Origin of the sequence: Tibeticola sediminis, from assembly GCF_003843835.1 — a bacterium.
GTDB lineage: Bacteria > Pseudomonadota > Gammaproteobacteria > Burkholderiales > Burkholderiaceae_C > Tibeticola > Tibeticola sediminis.
Window position 1 is genome coordinate 172876 of sequence record NZ_RKQL01000002.1, and the last position, 21651, is coordinate 194526.

At 64.9% G+C, this 21651-nt stretch carries 19 protein-coding genes; 11 read left to right on the plus strand and 8 right to left on the minus strand.

Annotated elements, in window-relative coordinates; all coding sequences use genetic code 11:
• Positions 1-3: 3 nt before the first annotated feature.
• From EDC62_RS05780 to EDC62_RS05795, 4 genes are read right to left on the minus strand one after another with little or no spacing between them, the layout of a single operon-like run.
• On the minus strand, positions 4-210 hold the full coding sequence (locus EDC62_RS05780; RefSeq protein WP_124221489.1) for a Trm112 family protein: 207 nt from the start codon (positions 208-210) through the stop codon (positions 4-6).
• Positions 191-1252: a tetraacyldisaccharide 4'-kinase gene (gene lpxK, locus EDC62_RS05785; protein WP_124221491.1), complete on the minus strand. Its 1062-nt coding sequence runs from the start codon at positions 1250-1252 to the stop codon at positions 191-193. The genes EDC62_RS05780 and lpxK overlap by 20 nt, the downstream gene beginning before the upstream one ends.
• Positions 1253-1284: 32 nt before the next feature.
• Complete coding sequence (locus EDC62_RS05790; RefSeq protein ID WP_124221493.1) at positions 1285-1719, minus strand: ExbD/TolR family protein; 435 nt, start codon at positions 1717-1719, stop codon at positions 1285-1287.
• Between the two features lie 4 nt (positions 1720-1723).
• Entirely contained in the window at positions 1724-2356 is a 633-nt protein-coding gene (locus EDC62_RS05795; RefSeq protein ID WP_124221496.1) for a MotA/TolQ/ExbB proton channel family protein, read from the minus strand.
• A gap of 538 nt (positions 2357-2894) precedes the next feature.
• Here EDC62_RS05795 and xseA point away from each other — a divergent pair.
• Positions 2895-4205: an exodeoxyribonuclease VII large subunit gene (xseA, locus tag EDC62_RS05800; RefSeq protein WP_124221498.1), complete on the plus strand. Its 1311-nt coding sequence runs from the start codon at positions 2895-2897 to the stop codon at positions 4203-4205.
• A 48-nt stretch (positions 4206-4253) separates the two neighbouring features.
• A complete protein-coding gene (locus EDC62_RS05805) occupies positions 4254-4847 on the plus strand; it encodes a superoxide dismutase (RefSeq protein ID WP_124221500.1) in 594 nt (197 codons plus the stop codon).
• Between the two features lie 194 nt (positions 4848-5041).
• On the opposite strand, the gene EDC62_RS05810 is transcribed toward EDC62_RS05805, so the two are convergent.
• Positions 5042-5506, minus strand: coding sequence for a DUF192 domain-containing protein (locus EDC62_RS05810; protein WP_124221502.1), 465 nt, complete (start codon positions 5504-5506; stop codon positions 5042-5044).
• 588 nt (positions 5507-6094) lie between these two features.
• Here EDC62_RS05810 and icd point away from each other — a divergent pair.
• The 3 genes from icd (at position 6095) to clpA (ending at position 10422) form a co-directional block, all read left to right on the plus strand.
• Positions 6095-7348 carry an NADP-dependent isocitrate dehydrogenase gene (gene icd, locus EDC62_RS05820; protein ID WP_124221504.1) on the plus strand — a complete coding sequence of 418 codons (1254 nt, stop codon included), beginning with the start codon at positions 6095-6097 and terminating at the stop codon, positions 7346-7348.
• Positions 7349-7650: 302 nt separating this feature from the next.
• Positions 7651-7983 (plus strand): ATP-dependent Clp protease adapter ClpS, encoded by a 333-nt coding sequence (clpS, locus tag EDC62_RS05825; protein ID WP_245968771.1) that lies wholly within the window; start codon positions 7651-7653, stop codon positions 7981-7983.
• Between the two features lie 96 nt (positions 7984-8079).
• A complete protein-coding gene (gene clpA / locus EDC62_RS05830) occupies positions 8080-10422 on the plus strand; it encodes an ATP-dependent Clp protease ATP-binding subunit ClpA (RefSeq protein WP_124221508.1) in 2343 nt (780 codons plus the stop codon).
• Between the two features lie 42 nt (positions 10423-10464).
• On the opposite strand, the gene EDC62_RS05835 is transcribed toward clpA, so the two are convergent.
• Positions 10465-13089 (minus strand): sensor domain-containing protein, encoded by a 2625-nt coding sequence (locus EDC62_RS05835; RefSeq protein ID WP_124221510.1) that lies wholly within the window; start codon positions 13087-13089, stop codon positions 10465-10467.
• A 309-nt stretch (positions 13090-13398) separates the two neighbouring features.
• Here EDC62_RS05835 and sbcB point away from each other — a divergent pair, with 309 nt between their 5' ends.
• Positions 13399-14895, plus strand: a complete 1497-nt coding sequence (gene sbcB / locus EDC62_RS05840; RefSeq protein WP_124221512.1) for an exodeoxyribonuclease I — start codon at positions 13399-13401, stop codon at positions 14893-14895.
• Between the two features lie 162 nt (positions 14896-15057).
• On the opposite strand, the gene upp is transcribed toward sbcB, so the two are convergent.
• Positions 15058-15687, minus strand: a complete 630-nt coding sequence (gene upp, locus EDC62_RS05845) for a uracil phosphoribosyltransferase (RefSeq protein WP_124221514.1) — start codon at positions 15685-15687, stop codon at positions 15058-15060.
• A 53-nt stretch (positions 15688-15740) separates the two neighbouring features.
• Positions 15741-17285: a helicase HerA-like domain-containing protein gene (locus EDC62_RS05850; RefSeq protein WP_124221516.1), complete on the minus strand. Its 1545-nt coding sequence runs from the start codon at positions 17283-17285 to the stop codon at positions 15741-15743.
• Between the two features lie 109 nt (positions 17286-17394).
• On the opposite strand from EDC62_RS05850, the gene EDC62_RS05855 reads away from it, so the two are divergent.
• From EDC62_RS05855 to rsfS, 5 genes are read left to right on the plus strand one after another with little or no spacing between them, the layout of a single operon-like run.
• Positions 17395-18120, plus strand: a complete 726-nt coding sequence (locus EDC62_RS05855; protein WP_124221518.1) for a YebC/PmpR family DNA-binding transcriptional regulator — start codon at positions 17395-17397, stop codon at positions 18118-18120.
• The gene (purD, locus tag EDC62_RS05860; protein WP_124221520.1) at positions 18117-19397 is read left to right on the plus strand and encodes a phosphoribosylamine--glycine ligase; all 1281 of its coding nucleotides are present in this window, start codon (positions 18117-18119) and stop codon (positions 19395-19397) included. The genes EDC62_RS05855 and purD overlap by 4 nt, the downstream gene beginning before the upstream one ends.
• Complete coding sequence (hemF, locus tag EDC62_RS05865; RefSeq protein ID WP_124221522.1) at positions 19394-20323, plus strand: oxygen-dependent coproporphyrinogen oxidase; 930 nt, start codon at positions 19394-19396, stop codon at positions 20321-20323. Before purD ends, hemF begins: the two co-directional genes overlap by 4 nt.
• Positions 20323-20958 carry a nicotinate (nicotinamide) nucleotide adenylyltransferase gene (gene nadD, locus EDC62_RS05870; protein WP_124221523.1) on the plus strand — a complete coding sequence of 212 codons (636 nt, stop codon included), beginning with the start codon at positions 20323-20325 and terminating at the stop codon, positions 20956-20958. The genes hemF and nadD overlap by 1 nt, the downstream gene beginning before the upstream one ends.
• Positions 20955-21647, plus strand: coding sequence for a ribosome silencing factor (rsfS, locus tag EDC62_RS05875; RefSeq protein WP_124221525.1), 693 nt, complete (start codon positions 20955-20957; stop codon positions 21645-21647). Before nadD ends, rsfS begins: the two co-directional genes overlap by 4 nt.
• Positions 21648-21651 lie beyond the last annotated feature (4 nt).

Sequence of the window (21651 nt, forward strand, 5' to 3'; positions counted from 1 at the left end):
CGGTCATACCTGGGGCGTTCGCGGCGGGAGCGCGGCGATTTCCTCTTCGCTGACGACGCGGGCTTCGGATTCGAGCATGACCGCGATGCCATCGCGAATCGGATAGGCCAGACGAGCACTGCGGGAGAGCAGCTCGTTGCGTTCGCGCAGATAGTCCAACGGCCCTTTGGTGACTGGGCAGACCAGGAGTTCAAGTAGGCGGGGATCCATGGGCTCGATCATAGTGAGATTGGGCATGGTGCGGAGCCGTCGCCAGGGCTCGGTCGATGGCAGCGAAGAAGGCCTCGGGCAGTTCGACTTCGAGCGCCACTGCCCAGGCCTCGGGCCGCCAGCACCACAGTTTCACAGCGTCTTTTTCGGTACAAATAATCTCTTTGCCAGCCAAAAATGGCGCAAGGTTGCTACCGAAATCATAGTGGTCGGGGAAGGCGTGGCACTCCGCGAGCGTGAGCCCTTGCGCACGCAGGGCCTCGAAAAAGCGCTCGGGGTGGGCAATCCCCGCGACGGCGACGAGCGGCTGGGTGCGCAAGGCGGCGAGGGGGCGCCGTTGGCCCTCGGCGTTGACGGCCGTGTCGGAGAGGCGGCGGTGGACGGGCACGCTTTGCTCCAGCGGGGGAAGATTCAGACCCGGGGGGCCGACGATGAGCATGGGCACGTCACTTGTGGGGCGCGGCCAGGGTTCGCGCAGAGGCCCAGCCGGGAGCAGGCGTCCATTGCCCAAGCCCCCGGCATCGAAGACGCAGATCTCGAGGTCGCGGCGCAGCCGCAGGTGTTGGAGCCCGTCGTCCGAGACGATCACCTCGGTCTGCGGGTATTTTTGCCGCAGCGCTTGCGCCGCAGCCAGCCGATCGGCGCCGACGAAGACCGGCAGACCCGTGCGCCGGTGCAGCAGCAAGGGCTCGTCACCCACCTGTCTCGCGTCGCTGGTGGCGGTGACTTCCTCGACCTGAATCCCGCGCCGACCGTAGCCTCTGGAGATGAGCCCGACGGAGTAGCCTTTTCGTCGGAGATATTCGACCACGGCTAGGGTCAGGGGTGTTTTCCCCGCGCCTCCGGCGACGACATTGCCGACGACGAGCACCTTCCCGCCCGGGTGCGCGCTGGGCAGCCAGGCGCGGTCGTAGGCCCAGCGACGGATCCGCCACAGAGCCCCGTAGAGCGCCGACAGCGGCAGCAGCGCGAGCAGGCACAGCCGCTGGCCGCGCCAGGCGGCTTCGATGCAGGATCGCCAGCGCGCGCGTGCGTGGTTCATGGGACGCGGCGACGCCGTTGGGCGCTCGCCCCTCACTCGTCGTTCGAGGCGCGCGCCGCCGATTGAGTCGCAAAGGTCAGCCGCGGCAGGCCGGCGCGACGCGCTGCTTCCATGACCGTGACGACGCTCTGGTGCGCAGCGCGTGCGTCTGCGCTGATGATGACGACCGCATCGGGGCCGATCTGCGCTGCCGCCTCCGCCAGGGCCGCGCCGACCGCATCGACGTTGCGGCCGGTCACGGCGCGTTGATTGACCTGGATGCGTCCGTCGGCCGCAACCGCGACCACGATCTCCTTGGGGTAGTCGCGCTGGGCGGAGGCGTCGGCCACGGGCAGTTGCAATTGCAGTTCGGTGAACTTGCTGTAGGTCGTCGTCAGCATCAAGAAGATGAGGATGACGAGCAGGACGTCGATGAACGGGATCAGGTTGATCTCGGGCTCGTCGCGGTGCCGTGGGCGAAAGTTCATGGCTTCAACGCCGCCGCAAGGCGTCCAAGTGTCGAACGAAGCGGTCGGCGGCCACTTCGAGCGTCAGCAGGTATTCATCGACCCGGGCGCGGAAATAGCGCCAGAGAATCAGCGAGGGGATCGCGACGATCAGGCCAAAAGCCGTGTTGTAGAGCGCGACCGAGATGCCGTGCGCGAGCTGCAGCGGATTCGTCGCCCCGGCCACTGCGCCGGTGCCCTGCGAGCCGAAAATCTCGATCATCCCGATCACCGTCCCCAGCAGCCCGAGCAGAGGCGCGGCCGAGGCGATGGTCGCCAGGGCACTCAGGTAACGCTCGAGCCGGTGGGCGACGACGCGCCCCGTGACCTCGGCGGCGGCATGGAGGTCTTCCAAGCTCATTTGGGGGTTGGCCCGCCAGGCGCGCAGCGGCCCCGCCAGAACCTCGCCCAAAGCGGAGCTTTTTTCGAGTTGCTCGACCACCTCCGGCGTCGGTGGCCCGTTTCGGGTCACGGCGATCGCCTCGTCCAGTAGCGTTGCCGGCGCCACTTTGACGGCACGAAGGCTGACCGCCCGCTCGATCGCAATGGCCAGCGCCAGCACCGAGCAGAGCACCAGCGGCCAAATCGGCCAACCTGCGGCTTGTATGATCGACAGCAAATCTCCCTCCAACGTGAAAGCGCGGCGCTATGGAAGCGGCCCCGGCGATTATGGCTCAGCCCATGGTCGGCCGTGTTCAGGAAGACCCCAGAGCCGAGGCGGTGCGCGCTCAGTGGCTGAGAGGGAATTGGGCGTGCCCGAAGGGGCGCCCCAAAACGCGCCCGAGTAGGCGCAAAGCACAGCCGTAGCTCGGGCTACGGCGCGCATTTGCAACGCCCTCTGGCGTGTTTTTGGGTGTCAAAGCGGGCATGACCAATTCCCTCTCAGCCTCTCAGGGAACGTCGGCGCTCCGATGCGGGCGATTTCTGGCTTGTGGATAACTTTGTGGGAAACCCGCTGAACAAGGCTTTGACTTTTGGCGCAAACCGTGGCACTGCGCTCGATTTCCCCTTTCTTCGCTCCATTGAACTAGATAAAACAATGACTTACGGATGCCCTGTGTCTGCCCTCCGGGTGAGCGCGTCATCCGCCTCGCAGTGGCTGCGCTGTGGACGACTTTGGGTCTCGGGCCGGCGCAAAATGGACATGGGGTGCTCCCATGATTGAAGCGGACGGGGCAACGGTCGGGTCGGCGTGGGTCTGGGATGTCGCGGGCTTGTGCCGCGCAGCTGCCGATGCCTTGGCTGCGCGCTTCAATCCGGTTCGAGTTCGCGGAGAAATCAGTGGCTTCACGCGGGCATCGAGTGGGCACTGCTATTTTTCCTTGAAGGACGCCGAGGCCCAGATTCGCTGCGCCCTGTTTCGCCGGCATGCGGCGGCCTTGAGCTTTGCGCCGCGCGATGGCGATTCGGTCGAGGTCTATGGCCGTCTGGGCGTTTACGAGGCGCGTGGCGACCTGCAACTCATCGTTGAAGACATCCGACGCGCCGGGCAAGGGGCGCTCTTCGAACAATTTTTGCGGCTTAGGGCCCGGCTCGAGGCCGAAGGCCTGTTCGATGCCGCCCGCAAGCGCGTCGTGCCGCCGTGGCCGCGCGGCGTCGGTCTCGTGACTTCACCGGGCGCCGCCGCCCTGCATGATGTCGTCACCACCTTGAGACGCCGCGTTCCGCACGTTCCGGTCTTGTTCTCGCCGGCTTCGGTTCAAGGCGCGCAAGCCGCACCTGAGCTCATGGCGGCGCTGGAGCGGCTTTATGCGCACATCGGCCAAAAGGGGCAGCCGCCGATCGATCTCATTTTGCTGGTGCGGGGGGGTGGCTCGCTCGAGGATCTATGGGCCTTCAACGACGAACAACTGGCGCGGACGCTGGCCCGCAGTCCGGTGCCGGTGATTTCCGGCGTCGGCCACGAGACCGATTTCACGATCGCCGACTTCGTCGCCGATGTCCGAGCCCCGACGCCGACCGCCGCAGCCGAGTGGGTCGCTCCGCCCAGGGAGCAATGGATGAATGCGCTGCAAGCGCTGCAGCAGCGGATCGAACAGGCCGTCTTCAGACACCTCGACGTGCACGCGCAACGCTTGGATCTGTTGACCGCTCGGCTCGGCCGTCCCTCGGGACGCGTGGTCCGCGAGCAGCAGCGCTTGCAGGCGCTGGCGCAGCGGCTGCGATTTGGGTTGATGCGGGCCGTCGAGCGACGTGCCCTGCGGCTTGAAGCCCTCGACCGCGCTCTGCCCACAGCGGCGGCACGTGCGCTCCAGCAGGAATCCGAGCGATTGCACCGCCTGAAGTTGCGTCTGCAGGCCATCGATCCGCGCGCCGTGCTGGCCCGTGGCTACGCATTGCTCAGTGATCCCGTGGATCCCGACCGGGTCTACACCCGGGTCGCCGACCTGCAGCCGGGCCAGAAGGTTCGCGCGCAGCTGGCCGACGGGGCCGCGGACATGACCGTGAGCGCACGCGTGGCTTCCTGAATTCCTACAATCAGCCTCGCGACTTTTCTTCACATCATTGGAGGTTCCATGGAACATGTACTGCCACCCCTGCCATTTCCCAAGAATTCGCTGGCCCCGTACTACAGCGAGGAAACGCTCGACTACCACCACGGCAAGCACCACAACGCCTACGTGGTGAATCTGAACAACCTGCAAAAGGGCACGGAATTCGAGAACAAATCGCTGGAGGAAATCGTCAAGACCGCGCCGCCGGGAGGCATCTACAACAATGCCGCTCAGGTTTGGAACCACACGTTCTTCTGGAACTGCATGAAGCCCAATGGCGGTGGCGAGCCGCAAGGCGCGCTGGCCGAGGCGATCCGCGCCAAGTGGGGCAGCTATGCGGCCTTCAAGGAGGCGTTCGTCAAGTCTGCCGTCGCCAATTTCGGTTCGGGTTGGACGTGGCTGGTGAAAAAGCCCGACGGCACCGTGGACATCGTGAACATGGGGCCAGCGGGCACGCCCCTGACCACGCCGGACAAGCCCTTGTTGACCGTCGACGTGTGGGAGCACGCGTATTACATCGACTACCGCAACCTGCGGCAGAAGTTCGTCGAGACCTTCTTCGACCACTTGGTGAATTGGTCGTTCGCCGAGGCGAACTTCAACGCCGCGGCGTAAAGGGCGGTTTTACGGGGGCGAGCCCCTGTCGCTTCCATGGAAGCCGGCCTTTTGGGGCCGGCTTTTTTCTCGCCCGGATCGGATGATGGGGTTCCCTAGGCGGCGGTTCTGCCCAATACGGGCAGCGTTTCCTCGGCTCAAACGGCCCTGCTCACCAGCGCTCGCCCCGGCGAGCGAGCGGTCAGCCGCCCTCCTCATTGCTCGAAGGGCACGCCCCGCAGGCGTTGACCGGCAGAGATGCCGTGCTTCGCAAACCAGCCCCGATGCATTTCGAGCACAAAGCGAACCGGCCGAGCCGAGCAGTGGGTTTGCGTCGACATCGGCTGCATGTCGGCCAGGTTCACGATGGTTCCATCATCGGCAACGAACGCGGCCGTCAAGGGCAGAGGCGTGTTTTTCATCCAGAAGCATTGAACCCCCGGCTGCTCGAACACGAACAGCATTCCCTCCGACGGTGCCAAATCGCGGCGATTCATCAGCCCGATGCGCCGCTGCTCCTCGGTCAGGGCGACCTGCGCATCGATGATGTGGATGCCCGCCGTCAGACGCACCCGCGGAAGGTCCCGCTGCGGGCCTTCGGCTGACATCGAGCTTTGCGCGCGGATCGAAAAGGGCGCCAGCAGGGCGACGGCGAGCGCCGCGAGGCCAACGAGTCGCATCCTTGGCCCGCGGCGCGTCATCGTCCGTTCAGTAGGTGGCTGCACGTTTGGCCTTGTGCGCCTTCTTGGCCTTGTGGCTCTTGCTCGCTTTATGGGCCTTGCGAGCCTTGTGAGCTTTCGCTGCCTTCGGTGCGCGGTGTTCGGGGGCTGCTGTCATCGGCGTTCCGGCCGCCGGGCCAGGAGTCACCGCAGGCGCTGCAGGGGTGGCAGGAACCGCTGGCGTTGCAGGCGTGGCCGGAGCGGGAGCGGCCGCTTGAGCGAATGCGCCGGCGGCGAACAGGGTTGCAAGCAGGGCGGAGGTGAGCTTCGTTTTCATTGGTTTGTCTCGTATGGGTGGAAGAACGCACCGCGCGATCATGCTGGTGGACAACAGGGAACTGCTGCCGTGTGCTGCACGGGACCTGGGTCCGCGGTCAGCTTTAGCGCGTCGGAGTCGGCACCCTCCATTTATAACGGATCGGCGGTTGAGCCGTGCGTCCGCTCCCTGTCAGGTGGGGGTGGATAGAATAGAGAAGGCACTCAAAAAGTGTCGTCGACCCCAAGCTGATTCGTCGCTTCATGCGAACAGCTCAACCCTTGGAGACCGTCATGTACCAACACATCCAAATCCCCGCCGCCGGAACAAAAATCACCGTCAACCCCGACTTCTCGCTCAATGTCCCGGACGAGCCCATCATCCCCTACATCGAGGGCGACGGAACGGGCGTGGACATTACGCCGGTGATGATCCGGGTCGTGGACGCGGCGGTTGCCAAGTCCTATGGCGGCAAGCGCAAGATCCACTGGATGGAGGTCTACGCCGGCGAGAAGTCGACCCGCGTCTACGGGCCTGATGTTTGGCTGCCCGAAGAAACGCTGCATGCGCTGCGCGAGTACGTCGTGTCCATCAAGGGCCCGCTGACCACGCCCGTGGGGGGGGGGATCCGCTCGCTCAACGTTGCGCTGCGTCAGGAACTCGACCTCTACGTCTGCCTGCGGCCGGTTCAGTATTTCAAAGGCGTGCCTTCGCCGGTCAAGGAGCCGGAGAAGACCAATATGGTGATCTTCCGCGAAAACGCCGAGGATATTTACGCCGGGATCGAGTTCGAAGCGAAGTCGGCCAAGGCGCAAAAGCTCATCAAAATCCTACAAGAAGAGTTTGGCGTCACCAAAATCCGCTTCCCCGAAACCTCGGCGATCGGCGTCAAGCCGGTTTCGATCGAGGGCACCGAGCGGCTGGTTCGCAAGGCGATCCAATACGCCATCGACAACGACAAGCCCAGCGTGACCCTGGTGCACAAGGGTAACATCATGAAGTTCACGGAAGGGGGCTTCCGCGACTGGGGCTACGCGCTGGCTCGGCGTGAGTTCGGCGCCCAGCCGATCGACGGCGGTCCATGGTGCCAGTTCAAGAACCCGAAAACGGGGCGCGAAATCATCATCAAGGACGTGATTGCCGATGCTTTCCTGCAGCAGATCTTGCTGCGTCCGGCCGAGTACTCGGTGATTGCTACGCTCAACCTCAACGGCGACTACATTTCCGATGCTCTGGCGGCGCAGGTCGGCGGCATCGGCATCGCGCCCGGCGCCAATTTGTCCGATTCGGTCGCTTGTTTCGAGGCCACACACGGCACGGCGCCCAAATACGCGGGCAAGGACTACGTGAACCCGGGCTCGGAGATTCTGTCGGCCGAAATGATGTTGCGCCACATGGGCTGGACCGAAGCGGCCGATCTCATCATCAGCTCGATGCAAAAGGCCATTTTGAGCAAAAAGGTGACCTACGACTTCGCTCGTCTCATGGAGGGGGCGACCCAGGTCAGCTGCTCGGGCTTCGGGCAGGTGATGATCGACCACATGTAAAGGTAACGCTGAAGCAGTTCCCGCGATGCGCGACGCGCGTGGGGCTTGCCCAGCGTTGCCGTAAGGCTCGGCGAGCACGCCGCATCGCGTCCGCACATCGCTGTCGGCGCAGGCGTTCGGGCTTCTCTTGCAGTGCCGTCTCATCGAAAGCCCCCCGGTCCTGACTCCGTGGGGCAAGCAGTCCGTCAGCCCGGAGTTCCCGGGCTATTTTTTGCCGTGCCTGGGGAATATCAGCCCAGGTTCGCAGGGCTTGGATCAGTCGATAGAATGAATCCATGCCTATGAATTCGCCCTCTGGTCCTATGCTGCCATCAGGTCCTCTGCACGATGACGGGCAGGGGGCTTCACTGGTCGTTGAGCGGCAGCGGCAGCGGGTCCAGCCGCCGCGCCTGTACCGTGTGCTGATGCTCAACGACGACTACACGCCGATGGAGTTCGTGGTCGAAGTCCTGCAGCATTTTTTTGGCAAAGACCGCGAGACAGCGACCCAAATCATGCTCAAAATCCACTTGGAGGGTAAAGGCATTTGTGGCGTCTACAGTCGGGATGTGGCTGAGACGAAGGTGCAGCAGGTGATGGATGCGGCGCAGCAGGCGGGGCATCCGTTGCAGTGTGTGGCGGAACCGGCGGATTGAAGAGCGGGGAACCTGCCCGATCTATGGGGATCAACAGGAACATCTGCCAGCAATGGACGGGTTTAGGCGGTTAGGCAGTTAGCAAAAGGAAGCACCATGATTGCGCAAGAGTTGGAAGTAAGCCTGCATATGGCCTTCGTCGAGGCCCGGCAGCAGCGCCATGAATTCATTACGGTCGAGCATCTCTTGCTGGCGCTGTTGGATAACCCCAGTGCGTCGGAGGTGCTCAAGGCTTGCGCGGCCAATCTCGATGACCTGCGTAAGTCCCTCACCAATTTCATCAAAGACAACACGCCGCAGGTTGGCGGGACCGAAGAGGTCGACACCCAGCCGACGCTTGGATTTCAGCGCGTCATCCAGCGCGCGATCATGCATGTGCAGTCCACGGGCAACGGCAAAAAGGAAGTGACCGGGGCGAATGTGCTCGTGGCGATCTTCGGCGAGAAGGATTCCCACGCGGTCTATTACCTGCATCAGCAGGGGGTGACGCGGCTGGACGTGGTCAACTACATTGCCCACGGCATCCGCAAGACCGATCCGCAGCCGCCGCAAGGCAGCGAGGAGCGCCCGAGCGATGCTGAGGAATCGACGGGCGGCAACGAGCGCAGCGAGAAGGCTTCGCCGCTCGAACAGTACACGCAGAACCTCAACCAGCTGGCCAAGGAAGGCAAGATCGATCCGTTGATTGGCCGTGAGTACGAGGTCGAGCGGGTCATCCAGATTCTGTGCCGCCGCCGCAAGAACAATCCGCTGCTGGTCGGCGAGGCGGGCGTCGGCAAGACCGCGATTGCGGAGGGCTTGGCTTGGCGCATCGTCCAAAAAGATGTCCCGGAGATCCTGGCGGATGCTCAGGTCTATTCGCTCGACATGGGCGCGCTGCTTGCGGGCACGAAGTACCGCGGTGATTTCGAGCAGCGACTCAAGGCCGTCCTCAAGGCCCTGAAAGACCGGCCGCATGCCATTTTGTTCATCGACGAGATCCACACGCTGATCGGGGCAGGGGCAGCGTCGGGCGGCACGCTCGACGCTTCGAACCTGCTCAAGCCCGCACTGTCGAGCGGTCAGCTCAAGTGCATAGGCGCGACGACCTTCACGGAGTTTCGCGGCATTTTCGAAAAGGACGCGGCCTTGTCCCGTCGCTTCCAGAAGGTCGACGTGGTCGAGCCGAGCGTCGCGGAAACCGTGGAAATTCTCAAAGGGTTGAAGTCGCGCTTCGAGGAGCACCACAGCGTCAAATACGCCAACGCGGCCCTGCAAGCGGCGGCCGAGTTGTCGGCCAAGTACATCACCGATCGGCACCTGCCGGACAAGGCCATCGATGTGATCGATGAGGCGGGTGCCGCCCAGCGCATCCTCGTGCCGTCCAAACGGAAGAAAACCATCGGCAAGACCGAAATCGAGGAAATCGTCGCGAAGATTGCGCGGATTCCGCCCGCGAACGTCTCGAATGACGACCGCAGCAAATTGCAGAACATCGAACGCGACCTCAAGAGCGTGGTTTTTGGGCAGGACCAGGCGCTCGAGACCCTAGCCAGTGCCGTCAAGATGGCGCGTTCGGGCCTGGGGCGCTCGGATAAGCCGATCGGTTCGTTCCTGTTCAGCGGCCCCACCGGCGTCGGCAAGACCGAGGCAGCACGGCAGTTGGCGTACATCCTGGGCATCGAACTGATTCGTTTCGACATGTCCGAGTACATGGAGCGCCACGCCGTCAGCCGCCTCATCGGCGCGCCGCCGGGCTATGTGGGCTTCGATCAGGGGGGCCTGCTGACGGAGGCCGTGACGAAGAAGCCGCACGCGGTGCTGCTGCTCGATGAAATCGAGAAGGCGCATCCGGATATCTTCAACGTGTTGTTGCAGGTGATGGACCACGGCACGCTGACGGACAACAACGGGCGCAAGGCTGATTTCCGCAACGTCATCATCATCATGACGACGAACGCGGGTGCCGAGACCATGAACAAGCCCACGATCGGCTTCAACAACCCGCGCCAGGCGGGCGACGAAATGGCGGATATCAAACGCTTGTTCACGCCCGAGTTCCGCAACCGGCTCGATGCCATCGTGAACTTCAAGCCGCTCGACGAGCAGGTCATTCTGCGCGTGGTCGACAAGTTCCTGCTGCAGCTCGAGACCCAGCTGGCCGAGAAGAAGGTCGAGGTCACGTTCACGGACAAGCTGCGCAAGCATCTGGCGAAGAAGGGCTTCGACCCGCTCATGGGCGCGCGGCCGATGCAGAGGCTCATCCAGGACACGATCCGTCGCTCGCTCGCAGACGAGCTGCTGTTTGGTCGCTTGACCGAGGGCGGGCGTCTGACGGTCGATGTCGACGATGCGGGCGAGGTGAGCCTCGACATTCAAGCGCTACCGAAGAAAGAGGGACGAGGGTCGCGCGCCGAGCCCACAGAGCCCTCCGAGCCCGAGCAGGCAGCAGCGGGCTGATCGGCAGCCACGATGGGCCTGCCCTCGGCTCGATCCAAGCCTTCAACCGCTCCAGCCGAGCGGAAGGTGTTCGGACCGGTCGACGCGCTCGACGTAGCGCACGATTTCGTCCGGCGGCATGGGCGCGCTCAGCAAGTAGCCTTGCACCGCATCGCAGCCCAGGGCGCGAAGCATCTGGAGCTGTTGGAGGGTTTCAACCCCCTCGGCGACCGTGTCGCGTGAGAGCTGATGGGCAAGGTCGATCGCCGCCGCCACGATGGCAGCGTCATCCGGATCGTGCTCGAGATCGCGAATGAAAGTGCGGTCGATCTTGAGGCGGTCGATCGGCAGTTGTTTGAGGTAGGCGAGCGACGAGTAGCCGGTGCCGAAGTCGTCGATCGCGCAGCGGGCTCCCAGCCCGCGCAGCTGGTCGAGTTCGCCTTTTGCCGCCCGTGGGTCGCCCATGATCGCGCTTTCCGTGACCTCGAGTTCGATCCGCTCGAGGAGCCGCTGCGGCTCGCTGCTGTCGCCGTCGCAGCCGAGCGCGCAGCACAGCCGCTGGGCGAGGTCTGGCCGGTCGAATTGCCGCGCGGACAGGTTGATGCTGGCCCGAAGCTGGCGATCCGGCCAGGTCTGCATCCAGGTCTCCACCATCGCTTTGGCCTGCCGGGCAACCCAGATACCCATCGCCTCGGCGAGCTCACTGCGGCCCTCGATGACATCGATGAAGGCTCCGGCAGCAAGGACGCTGCCGTCGGGTTGCGGCCAGCGCACCAGGAGCTCAAAGCCGAGCAGCGGCAAGCTCGGTGTGAGCCCGTGGATGGGCTGCGCGTAAAGAATCAACTGCTTGTCGCGAATGGCTGCGCGCAGACCTTGCTCGAGCGCGAGCTGCCGCTGCACCGCGGCATCCATGGCGTCCGTGTAGAAGTGCCAGCGGGCGCCCCCGGTCTTCTTGGCCTGATACATCGCGAGATCGGCATGACGCAGCAAGTCCGACGCGCGGGTGCCGTCTTGGGGATAGAGCGCAATGCCGATCGACGGGCTGATTTCCACTTCGGCTGCTGCGCCCTCGGTTCCGGTGGCGTACGGTGCTGCCAGGGCTTCCAGAAGGCTCTGCGCCGTCTGTGCCGCAGCTTCGGCGTGATCCAGACCGGGCAAGGCGGCGACGAATTCATCGCCGCCCAGCCGGCCAATCCAGTCGCTGCTGCGCAGGCGTTCGCGCAAACGGTGGGCGGTTTCCCGCAGCACGGCGTCACCGGCCTCATGCCCAAACCGGTCATTGACGCTCTTGAAGCGGTCGAGGTCGATGAAGAGGACGGCGAGCATGCGTCCGTCGCGGGCGCTGGCTGAAATTTCATGCTCGAGCACATCGAGAAAGGCCAGCCGGTTGTACAGCCCGGTCAAGGGGTCTGTTCGGGCCAGCCGCTCGATTTCGGCTGCAGCGGCCTTGCGCTCGGTGATGTCGGTGTACACAGTGACGTAGCCGCCGCTGGCCAGCGGCTGGCCGCGAATGTGTAGCACTTGGCCGTTGGGTCGGGTGCGCTCGAACTCATGGGGCTCGAAACGGCGCGCGCGGGCCGCCATGGCGGCCACCATGGCCTCGGGATCGGCCGTGGGGCCATAGTCGCCCCGCTCGGCGTTGTAGCGATAGACATCGAGCAGCGATGCGCCGGGGCGCTCGAACAATTCGCGCGGCAGGTCCAGCATTTCGAGCAGCCGGTCGTTCCAGTAGAGGAGCCGCAGGTCGCCGTCGACCATCGAGATGCCCGCCGGAATGTTCTGCACCAGGGTGCGCAGCAGGTCGAGGGCTTGGCGGAGCTGGGCGCGCTCTTGCTTTTGCACGGTGATGTCGGTGTAGGTGCTCGCAAATCCCAGCACCTGCCCCGTTTCGTCACGGATGGGCGTGCCGATCACGAGATGGGTGCGCCCGTCGGGCCGCTCGCGCTCGAAGCGGTGCGGCTCGAACTTCAGCGCCAAGGCGCGCCGCTCCTGGATGGCCCGCTCGACGGGAATCGGCCCGTATTCGCCGCGCTCGGCCGGGTAACGGACGAGGTCGCCGAAATCGACGCCCTCGCGCAAGGCTTCGGCTGGCAGGTCGAGGATCTGCCCGAAGCGCTCATTCCAGAGACGAAGCTTGAGGCTGGCGTCGAAGACGCTGAGGCCGAGCGGGAGCTGCTGGACGATGGCTTCGAGGTAGGCGGTGCGTTCGCGTAGCGTCCGCTCGAGCCGCACGTGGTCCGTGATGTCGATGTTGATGCCATAGACCTGGCGGTGGCCTTGGACCGTGTCGGTCACGACCACGGTGCGCAGCAGAAAGTAGCGCAGTTCCCCGTCGCTGCGGTAGAGGCGGTAATGAACTTCCCCGCCGCCGGCAGCGTACGCGGCTTCCAGGTCGCGTGCGAGGTGAGGGCGGTCCTCGGGGTGCAGCATGGCGGCGATCCGCTCACGCTCTGCCGGGACGTCGTCAGCAATCCCGTGGAGCCGACGAAACGTGGGTGACCACCACAGTTCACCGGTGTCGAGATCTCGCCGCCAGTGGGCGATCGACAGCCGGTCGAACAATTCCGAAACCCGGTTCTTCTCCTCGGCAAGCAATTGCTCGGCCCAGCGCGCGCGGCGACGTTCCCACAGCCCCCACCCGACCAAGATCGCGGCGGCGATCCAGCCCGCCCAGGTCAGTCCTGGCATGAGCGCTTCCCCGAGGAGTCTGGACGCCGAGAGCGCGCGGAAAGAGAAAGGGGCGAACGGATCGGCATGGAACGGGCGTCAAAGGGGGCTGGCGCAGCCTAAATCCGGCAGTTGGGCGCGCAGCGCACACCCAAACGGTGAACGGCCTCCCCCACTGAAAATTGCTGAAACATCAACACCTTTGTTTTCGCGAGAAGCGGTCAACTGCCGGATTTAGGCTCAGTATATCGACGCGCCTCGTGGGCCAGTGCTTCGGGTTTTCCCACAGAAGCCACCGGAAACTTGCGGCGTGTCTGCAAGAATCGGCCCATGACGACGCACATCAACCCGGCCGACCCGCAGAGTCTCGGCACGCACACGTTCCTCTGGCACGACTACGAAACCTTCGGTACCGACATGCGCCGCGACCGTCCGGCGCAGTTTGCGGCGATTCGGACCGACGCTGCCCTGCAGGAATTGGGCGAGCCGCTGATGCTGTATTGCCAACCCGCCCCGGACTACCTGCCCGATCCGGATGCCTGTCTGGTCACGGGCATCACGCCTCAGCAATGTTGGGCGAACGGCCTACCCGAGGCACGGTTTGCCGAGCGCATCCACGGTGCGTTCGTCCAACCCGGCACCATAGGGGTGGGGTACAACAGTATCCGCTTCGATGATGAAGTCACACGCTTTTTGTTGTGGCGCAACCTGATCGATCCCTACGCGCGCGAGTGGCAGAACGAGTGCGGGCGGTGGGACTTGCTCGACGTCGTGCGCGCGACCTGGTCTCTGCGGCCTGAGGGCATCGAGTGGCCGCGCAACGGGGACGGCCGGCCCAGCTTTCGTCTGGAACACCTCAGCGCCGCGAATGGCCTGGCGCACGAGGCGGCCCACGACGCGCTCTCCGATGTGCGGGCAACGATCGCGCTGGCTCGGCTGCTGCGCGCGCGTCAGCCGCGGCTGTTCGATTTTTGTTTTGCGCTTCACCGCAAAGAGCGCGTGGCGGCCGAAATCGGCTTGCCCTGCACCCCGCGCGAGGCGCGGCCGTTCATCCATATTTCCGGCATGTTCGCCCCCGAGCGTGGTTGCTTGGCCATCATGTGGCCCCTGGCCACGCACCCGAACAACCGCAACGAGCTCATTGCTTGGGACCTGGCCTACGACCCCAGCGAGCTGGCGAGTCTCGATGCCGAGGCGATCCGCGCCCGTCTCTTCACCCGCGCCGAAGCGCTGCCCGATGGGGTGGCGCGGTTGCCAATCAAGTCGGTGCACCTGAACAAATCGCCCGTGGTCATCGGCAACCTCAAGGTGCTGACCCCGGCGGTGCGCGAGCGCTGGGGCATCGATCTGGAGCAGCAGCTGGCCCATGCCGTGATGGCACGCCACCTGCCCGACCTCAGCGCCATCTGGGCCGAAGTCTTCAGCCGCCCAGAACCCACCGAACCGGTGGACGTGGAGCTCGACCTCTACGGCGGTTTTCTGAGCAACGCCGACCGGCGGCGACTCGAGCAGTTGCGCGCCCTCGCGCCCGCGGGCTTGGCCAACGCCCGGATGGGCTTCGACGACCCGAGGCTCGATGAACTCGTGTTCCGCTGGCGTGCGCGCAACTGGCCCGAGACGCTCGACGACGAAGGCCGCGCGCGTTGGCAGGCGCTGCGCCACGCGCGTTTGATCGACGGGCAGGGCGGGGCGCGCACCCTGGCGCAGCTGCAAGAGCGCCTCGATATCCTTGTCGATGAAGCCATGGAGCGCGAAGACGAACGCGCCGAGGCCATACTGAATGCCCTGGCCGAATGGGCGGACTACGTGACTGCGGATTTGGGCTGAGGCCGGCGGGGCGCGCCTTGGGTTCGCTATTTTGAGCCAAACATGCCGAGTGCCGGCGTGAATCGGTCGATCTTTGCTATCAAAAAAGGATTATTGGCAACGGTCTGCCCGTCGCGCTGATGCTCTTGCCGAGCAAGGCCGTGTCGGGTGCATGACGCGGACTCAGGTCGTCCCGAAAATCCGGTCGCCTGCGTCACCCAGGCCCGGGAGGATGTAGCCGTGGTCATTGAGGCCGCGGTCGATGGCGGCGGTGTAGATGGGCACGTCGGGGTGGGCCTTGTGGACGGTGGCGATGCCCTCGGGGCAGGTCAGCAGGCACACGAACTTCACCGAGCGCGGCTTGAGCGCCTTGACCTTGTCGATGGCGGCCACGGCGGAATTGCCGGTGGCGAGCATGGGATCGAGCAGGATCACGTCGCGCTCGGGCATGTCTGACGGCATCTTGAAGTAGTACTCCACCGCCTGCAGCGTGGCCGGGTCGCGGTAGAGGCCGATGTGGCCCACGCGCGCACCGGGCACCACGCTGAGCATGCCATCCAGTATGCCCAGACCCGCGCGCAGAATGGGCACGAACACCAGCTTCTTGCCGTCGATGACCGGGCTCATCATCGGCTCGAGCGGTGTCTCGATCGCCACGTCTTGTGTCGGCATGTCGCGCGTGACTTCATAAGCCATCAAGGTCGCCAGTTCATTGAGCAGCCGGCGAAAGGTGTTGGTGCTGGCTTCCTTCTTGCGCATCAGCGTGAGCTTGTGCTGCACGAGCGGGTGGCGGATGTGATGAACCTGATTCATGGTTTCTTTGAGTTGTGGTTGGAGGGATGGTAGGCGGCTGGGCCGGCAGGGATTCAGCGACGTTTGCTGCCGCCCCCGAGCAAGCTGCCGAGCACGCCGCGGATGATTTCACGGCCCACGGTCGAGCCGATGGTGCGCGCGGCCGATTTGGCCAGCGTCTGCGCGATCCCGTCGTAGCGGCCGCCGCGCGGCCCGGTGCTGCCAAACAGCACGTCCCGCAGGCCATCGAGCACGCCGCCGCTGGCGTCTGCCGCCGAGGATGGGGCAGCGGCTGCGGGCGTTCCACTTCCGTTGGCGTTCCCGGCGTTGACCGCCCCGCCACCGGTGGCGCGGGCGATGAGGCGCTCGTAGGCCGACTCTCGGTCGACGGTTTTCTCATAGGCGCCCGCGACCAGCGAGCGAGCCATGAGCGTGCGTCGCTGCTCGGCGCTGATGGGGCCAATGAGGCTGCCGGGCGGGATCACGAAGGCGCGTTCGGTCACGCCCGGCCGGCCTTTGGCGTCGAGCAGGCTTACCAGTGCCTCGCCCACGGCAAGTTCGGTGATGGCACGGCTGAGGTCCAGCCCGGGGTTCGGACGCATCGTCTCGGCAGCGGCCTTGACGGCTTTTTGGTCGCGCGGCGTGAAGGCGCGCAATGCGTGTTGCACGCGATTGCCGAGTTGGGCCAGCACGGAGTCGGGAATGTCCAGCGGGTTTTGCGTCACGAAATACACGCCCACGCCCTTGGACCGCACGAGGCGGACCACCAGCTCGATTTTCTCGAGCAGCGCCTTGGGGGCATCGGAAAACAGCAGATGCGCTTCGTCGAAAAAGAAGACGAGCTTGGGTTTTTCGGGGTCGCCGATTTCGGGTAACTGCTCAAAGAGTTCGGCAAGCAGCCAGAGCAGGAAAGTCGCATACAGCCGCGGCGCTTGCATGAGGCGGTCGGCGGCCAGGATGTTGACCATGCCTTGCCCATCGACCGTTTGCAAGAAGTCGGCGATGTTGAGCATGGGCTCGCCGAAGAAGCGGTCGCCGCCCTGCGCTTCGATCTGCAACAGGCCGCGCTGGATGGCGCCGATGCTCGCGGCGCTGACGTTGCCGTACTGCGTCGTGAACTGCGAAGCATGGTCGCCCACGAATTGCAGCATGGCCCTCAGGTCTTTGAGGTCGAGCAACAAAAGGCCGTTGTCGTCTGCAATGCGAAAGACGATTTGCAACACCCCCGCCTGCGTTTCGTTGAGGTCGAGCATGCGCGCGAGCAGCAACGGCCCCATGTCGGCCACCGTGGCGCGAACCGGATGCCCTTGCTCGCCAAAAACATCCCAAAAGGTGACGGGGCAAGCCCGAGGCTCGGGCGTCGGGATGCCGCGCTCTTGGAGCACGGCGGCGAGCTTGGGGCTGATTTGGCCGGGCTGACTGATGCCCGAGAGGTCGCCTTTGACGTCGGAAAGGAAGACGGGTACCCCAATGCTCGAGAACTTCTCGGCGATGGTCTGCAGCGTGACCGTCTTTCCGGTGCCGGTGGCCCCGGTGATGAGGCCGTGTCGGTTCGCCATCTCGGGCAGCAGGTAGCACTCGGTGTGAGCGTTGCGGGCAATGAGCAGAGGTTCAGCCATGGCGGGTTTCGTGCGGTGGGGGGTTCATTCCTGCGGTGACGGGGGGACTGCGCGAGCCCGTCGCCTAAAATCTCGGCCCCAAGGTTAATTCAACAAAAGAGGATTTCCGATGGCCGGCCACAGCAAATGGGCGAATATTCAACACCGCAAGAGCAGGCAGGACGAAAAACGCCAGCGGATCTGGACCCGCGTGGTCCGCGAGATCATGGTGGCGGCCCGTACCGGTGGCGGCGACCCGAGCGCCAACCCGCGCCTGCGCATGGCGATCGAAAAAGCCAAGGCCGCCAACATGCCGGCCGACACGATCAAGCGCAACATCGACAAGGCCACGGGCAACCTCGAAGGCGTGAACTATGAGGAAATCCGCTACGAGGGCTATGGCATCGGCGGCGCAGCCATCATCCTCGACACCATGACCGACAACCGCGTGCGCACGGTGGCTGAAGTGCGCCACGCCTTCAGCAAGTACGGCGGCAATCTCGGCACCGAAGGCTCGGTGGCCTTCCAGTTCAAGCACTGCGGGCAACTGATTTTTGCCCCTGGCACCAGCGAGGACAAAGTCATGGAAGTCGCCCTGGAGGCGGGCGCGGAAGACGTCATCACCGACGAAGAGGGCGCCATCGAGGTCATTACCGCGCCGGGTGACTTTGAAGCGGTGAAGAATGCCCTCGAGGCCGCCGGGCTCAAGCCCGAGGTGGCCGAAGTCACGATGCGACCCGAGAACACGGTCGCCCTGGCGGGTGAGGACGCCGCGCGCATGCAAAAGCTGCTCGACGTGCTCGAAGACCTCGACGACGTCCAGGCCGTCTATCACAACGCCGAGCTCGAGGAATGAAGGTCCTCGTCATCGGCGGCGGCGGCCGCGAACATGCCTTGGCGTGGAAGCTCGCTGGGGGGCAGCGCGTGGAGCGCGTGTACGTCGCACCCGGCAATGCCGGCACGGCGCGCGACGCCCGGCTGCGCAATGTACCGATTACCGATCTTGCGGAACTGCGCCGTTGGGCGCAGCAAGAGGGCATCGCCCTCACCGTCGTAGGGCCGGAGCAGCCTTTGGCGGCCGGTGTGGTCGATGAATTCCGCGCGCACGGGCTGCGCATCTTCGGACCCACGCGCGCGGCGGCGCAGCTCGAGAGCTCGAAGGCCTTTTCCAAGGCGTTCATGCAGCGCCACGGCATTCCGACCGCAGCCTACGAGACCTTCAGCGACGCTGCCGCGGCGCATGCCTATGTGGACGCCCAGGGCGCGCCCATCGTGGTGAAGGCCGACGGGCTGGCGGCCGGGAAGGGCGTGGTGGTGGCCATGACGCTCGCCGAAGCGCATGAAGCGATCGATTTCATGCTGCTCGACAACCGGCTGGGCGTCAGCCACAACGAAGGCGGCGCGCGGGTCGTCATCGAGGAGTTTCTCCAGGGCGAGGAAGCGAGTTTCATCGTCCTGTGCGACGGCAGGAATGCGCTGGCGCTGGCGACCAGCCAGGACCACAAGCGGCTGCTCGACGGCGACCAAGGCCCGAACACCGGCGGCATGGGCGCTTATTCGCCGGCGCCCGTGGTCACGGCCGATGTCCACGCCCGCGTGATGCGCGAAATCATCCTGCCGACGCTGCGCGGCATGGAGCAAGACGGCATGCCCTACACAGGTTTCCTCTACGCCGGGCTGATGATCGACGCCGCGGGTCGGCCCAAGACGCTGGAGTTCAATTGCCGCATGGGCGACCCTGAAACCCAGCCCATCATGATGCGGCTGAAGTCCGACCTCTATGAGGTGTTGCTCGCCGCCGCCGAAGGGCGCCTGGACCAAGTCGAGCTGGAGTGGGATCGGCGAACCGCACTGGGCGTCGTACTTGCGGCTGCAGGCTATCCGCTGACCCCGCGCAAAGGCGACCCGATCTTCGGCTTGCCCAAGGACGAGCCCGACGTCATGGTGTTTCACGCGGCGACCGCCGAGAAAGACGGCCAGATCGTCACCGCGGGTGGCCGTGTGCTGTGCGTGACCGCGCTCGCGGATTCGGTCAAGCAGGCGCAAACCCGGGTTTACGACGTCATACGCGGCATCCATTTCGATGGCATGCAGTACCGGCATGACATCGGGCATCGGGCGGTGAAGTCATGAGTGAGGTTCTCACGACGCCGGCCACGACCGACGTGCGGGCGTGGTTGCTGGGGCTGCAGCAGCGCATCACCAATGCCATCACGGCGATCGACGGCACGCCTTTCCATGAGGATGTCTGGCACAAAGCCCCCGGGGAGCCGCTGCAAGGCGACGGCATCACCCGCATTCTGGAAGGCGGGCCGGTGTTCGAGCGGGCGGGTTGTGGGTTTTCGCACGTCCGCGGGCCGAAGCTGCCGCCTTCGGCCACGCAACACCGTCCGGAGCTGGCTGGCGCGCCGTTTGAAGCGATGGGGGTTTCGCTGGTCTTTCACCCGCGCAATCCCTATGTTCCGACCGTGCACATGAACGTGCGCATGCTGAGCGCCGCGCATCCGGGCGAGGCGCCGATGGCCTGGTTCGGCGGCGGCATGGACCTCACGCCGTACTATGGCTACGCGGAAGACGCGGTGCACTTCCACACCGTTTGCCGCGATGCGCTCGAGCCGTTTGGGCCCGACAAATACCCGCGCTTCAAGCGCTGGTGCGACGAGTATTTCTTCCTGAAGCACCGCAACGAGCCGCGCGGCATTGGCGGCATCTTCTTCGACGACTTCGCCGAGGGCGGGGTCGCCAACGGCTTTGCGCTGCTGCGCGCGGTGGGTGACGCGTTTTTGCAGGCCTATCTGCCCATCGTGGAGCGCCGCCGCGCGCTGCCCTACGGAGAGCGCGAGCGCGAATTCCAGCTTTACCGGCGTGGCCGCTATGTTGAGTTCAACCTGGTGTGGGACCGGGGCACGCACTTTGGCCTACAGTCGGGCGGTCGCACCGAGTCCATCTTGCTGTCGATGCCTCCCTTGGCGGCCTGGTCTTACGAACGTCGAGAAGCGCCGGGAACGCCCGAGGCCGCGCTATACCGCGACTTTCTGACGCCGCGAGACTGGGTTTGATGGGCGAGCCTGGCGCTGCCGAGCGCATCGGGGTCTTTGGCGGTGCCTTTGATCCGCCGCACTGGGCGCATGTCGCGCTCGCGCGTGCGGCGCTCGAGCAGCTCGATCTCGACCGGCTCTATGTCTTCCCAACCGGCCACGCATGGCACAAGGCCCGGGTGTTGGCGCCGGCCGAGCATCGCTGGCGCATGGCCGAGGCGGCGTTCGGGGGGCTCCCGCGGACCCAGGTCGACGCCGAGGAACTGCAACGCTCGGGGCCGAGTTACACCATCGATACGCTCGAAGCTTTGCAGCGGCGCCACCCGGGCGGGCGGATTTTTCTCATCATCGGAAGCGACCAGTTGGAACAACTGCCCACCTGGCACCGCTGGCGGGAGTTGCTCGACCGCTGCACGCTCGCCGTCGCCCAACGCGGAGCGTCTTCGAGCCAGGCGCTGGCGCAGCGGTTGGCCGAGGCGGCCGGACTGCCGGCAGAAGGGCTGGCCCAGCGCATCCACATCCTGCGCTTGCCCGACATGCCCTGGAGTTCGACCGAGGTACGTCGCCGCATCCGCCGGGGCGAGCCGATTCTTGAACTTGTGCCGCCCGCCGTCGCGGGTTACATTGAACGCCATCATCTCTACGGAAACTCATGAGCGAAACCACCGCCAAGCGCAACATTCAACGGCTCCAGCGGGCCATCGTCGATGGTCTCGAGGATGTCAAAGCCCAAGACATTCGGGTATTCGACACCAGCCAGCTCTCCCCCTTGTTCGAGCGCGTCATCATCGCTGCAGGCACCTCCAACCGCCAAACCAAAGCTTTGGCCGCGAGCGTTCGCGACAAGGTTCGGGAAGCCGGTTTCCCGAAACCGCGGCTCGAAGGCGAAGACAACGGCGAGTGGATCATCGTCGACTGCGGCACGGCGGTCGTTCATGTGATGCAGCCCAACATCCGCAGCTACTACAACCTCGAAGAAATTTGGGGCCAAACGCCGGTTCGCATGAAGTTCGGCGCGGCCAAGCCAGTCACACCGACCAAGGCCGCGACGGCTCCGGCGGCCGGGAAGTCTGCGGCAGCGCCGAAGGCGAGCGCGCGCCGCCGGGCGGCTTCGGCTTCGGAGGGAGCAGCGCCCAAAGTTCAAAAGTTGGAAGAAAAACCCGCTGCATCCGGCAAGAAACGGTCTGCGTCTGCTCCTAAAAAGAAAGCAATTGAGATTTCGGCCGAGAAGCCAGCAGCCGCCCCCAAGCGGAGTGTTGCGGCCGAGCGGTCGACCCACGGGGCCTCCAGCGCCGCTACCGGCGCCCGCGCCCCGGCCAAGAGAACCACAACCCCGCGGTCCTGAGCGG

Coding starts and splice junctions, on each gene's coding strand:
- EDC62_RS05810 (WP_124221502.1), bottom strand. CDS start 5,506: ATGCGACTCGTTGGCCTCGCGGCGCTCGCCGTCGCCCTGCTGGCGCCC.
- hemF (WP_124221522.1), top strand. CDS start 19,394: ATGAGTGAGGTTCTCACGACGCCGGCCACGACCGACGTGCGGGCGTGG.
- EDC62_RS05790 (WP_124221493.1), bottom strand. CDS start 1,719: ATGAACTTTCGCCCACGGCACCGCGACGAGCCCGAGATCAACCTGATC.
- xseA (WP_124221498.1), top strand. CDS start 2,895: ATGATTGAAGCGGACGGGGCAACGGTCGGGTCGGCGTGGGTCTGGGAT.
- EDC62_RS05855 (WP_124221518.1), top strand. CDS start 17,395: ATGGCCGGCCACAGCAAATGGGCGAATATTCAACACCGCAAGAGCAGG.
- purD (WP_124221520.1), top strand. CDS start 18,117: ATGAAGGTCCTCGTCATCGGCGGCGGCGGCCGCGAACATGCCTTGGCG.
- upp (WP_124221514.1), bottom strand. CDS start 15,687: ATGAATCAGGTTCATCACATCCGCCACCCGCTCGTGCAGCACAAGCTC.
- clpA (WP_124221508.1), top strand. CDS start 8,080: ATGATTGCGCAAGAGTTGGAAGTAAGCCTGCATATGGCCTTCGTCGAG.
- EDC62_RS05850 (WP_124221516.1), bottom strand. CDS start 17,285: ATGGCTGAACCTCTGCTCATTGCCCGCAACGCTCACACCGAGTGCTAC.
- EDC62_RS05835 (WP_124221510.1), bottom strand. CDS start 13,089: ATGCCAGGACTGACCTGGGCGGGCTGGATCGCCGCCGCGATCTTGGTC.
- rsfS (WP_124221525.1), top strand. CDS start 20,955: ATGAGCGAAACCACCGCCAAGCGCAACATTCAACGGCTCCAGCGGGCC.
- EDC62_RS05805 (WP_124221500.1), top strand. CDS start 4,254: ATGGAACATGTACTGCCACCCCTGCCATTTCCCAAGAATTCGCTGGCC.
- icd (WP_124221504.1), top strand. CDS start 6,095: ATGTACCAACACATCCAAATCCCCGCCGCCGGAACAAAAATCACCGTC.
- nadD (WP_124221523.1), top strand. CDS start 20,323: ATGGGCGAGCCTGGCGCTGCCGAGCGCATCGGGGTCTTTGGCGGTGCC.
- sbcB (WP_124221512.1), top strand. CDS start 13,399: ATGACGACGCACATCAACCCGGCCGACCCGCAGAGTCTCGGCACGCAC.
- clpS (WP_245968771.1), top strand. CDS start 7,651: ATGCTGCCATCAGGTCCTCTGCACGATGACGGGCAGGGGGCTTCACTG.
- lpxK (WP_124221491.1), bottom strand. CDS start 1,252: ATGAACCACGCACGCGCGCGCTGGCGATCCTGCATCGAAGCCGCCTGG.
- EDC62_RS05780 (WP_124221489.1), bottom strand. CDS start 210: ATGGATCCCCGCCTACTTGAACTCCTGGTCTGCCCAGTCACCAAAGGG.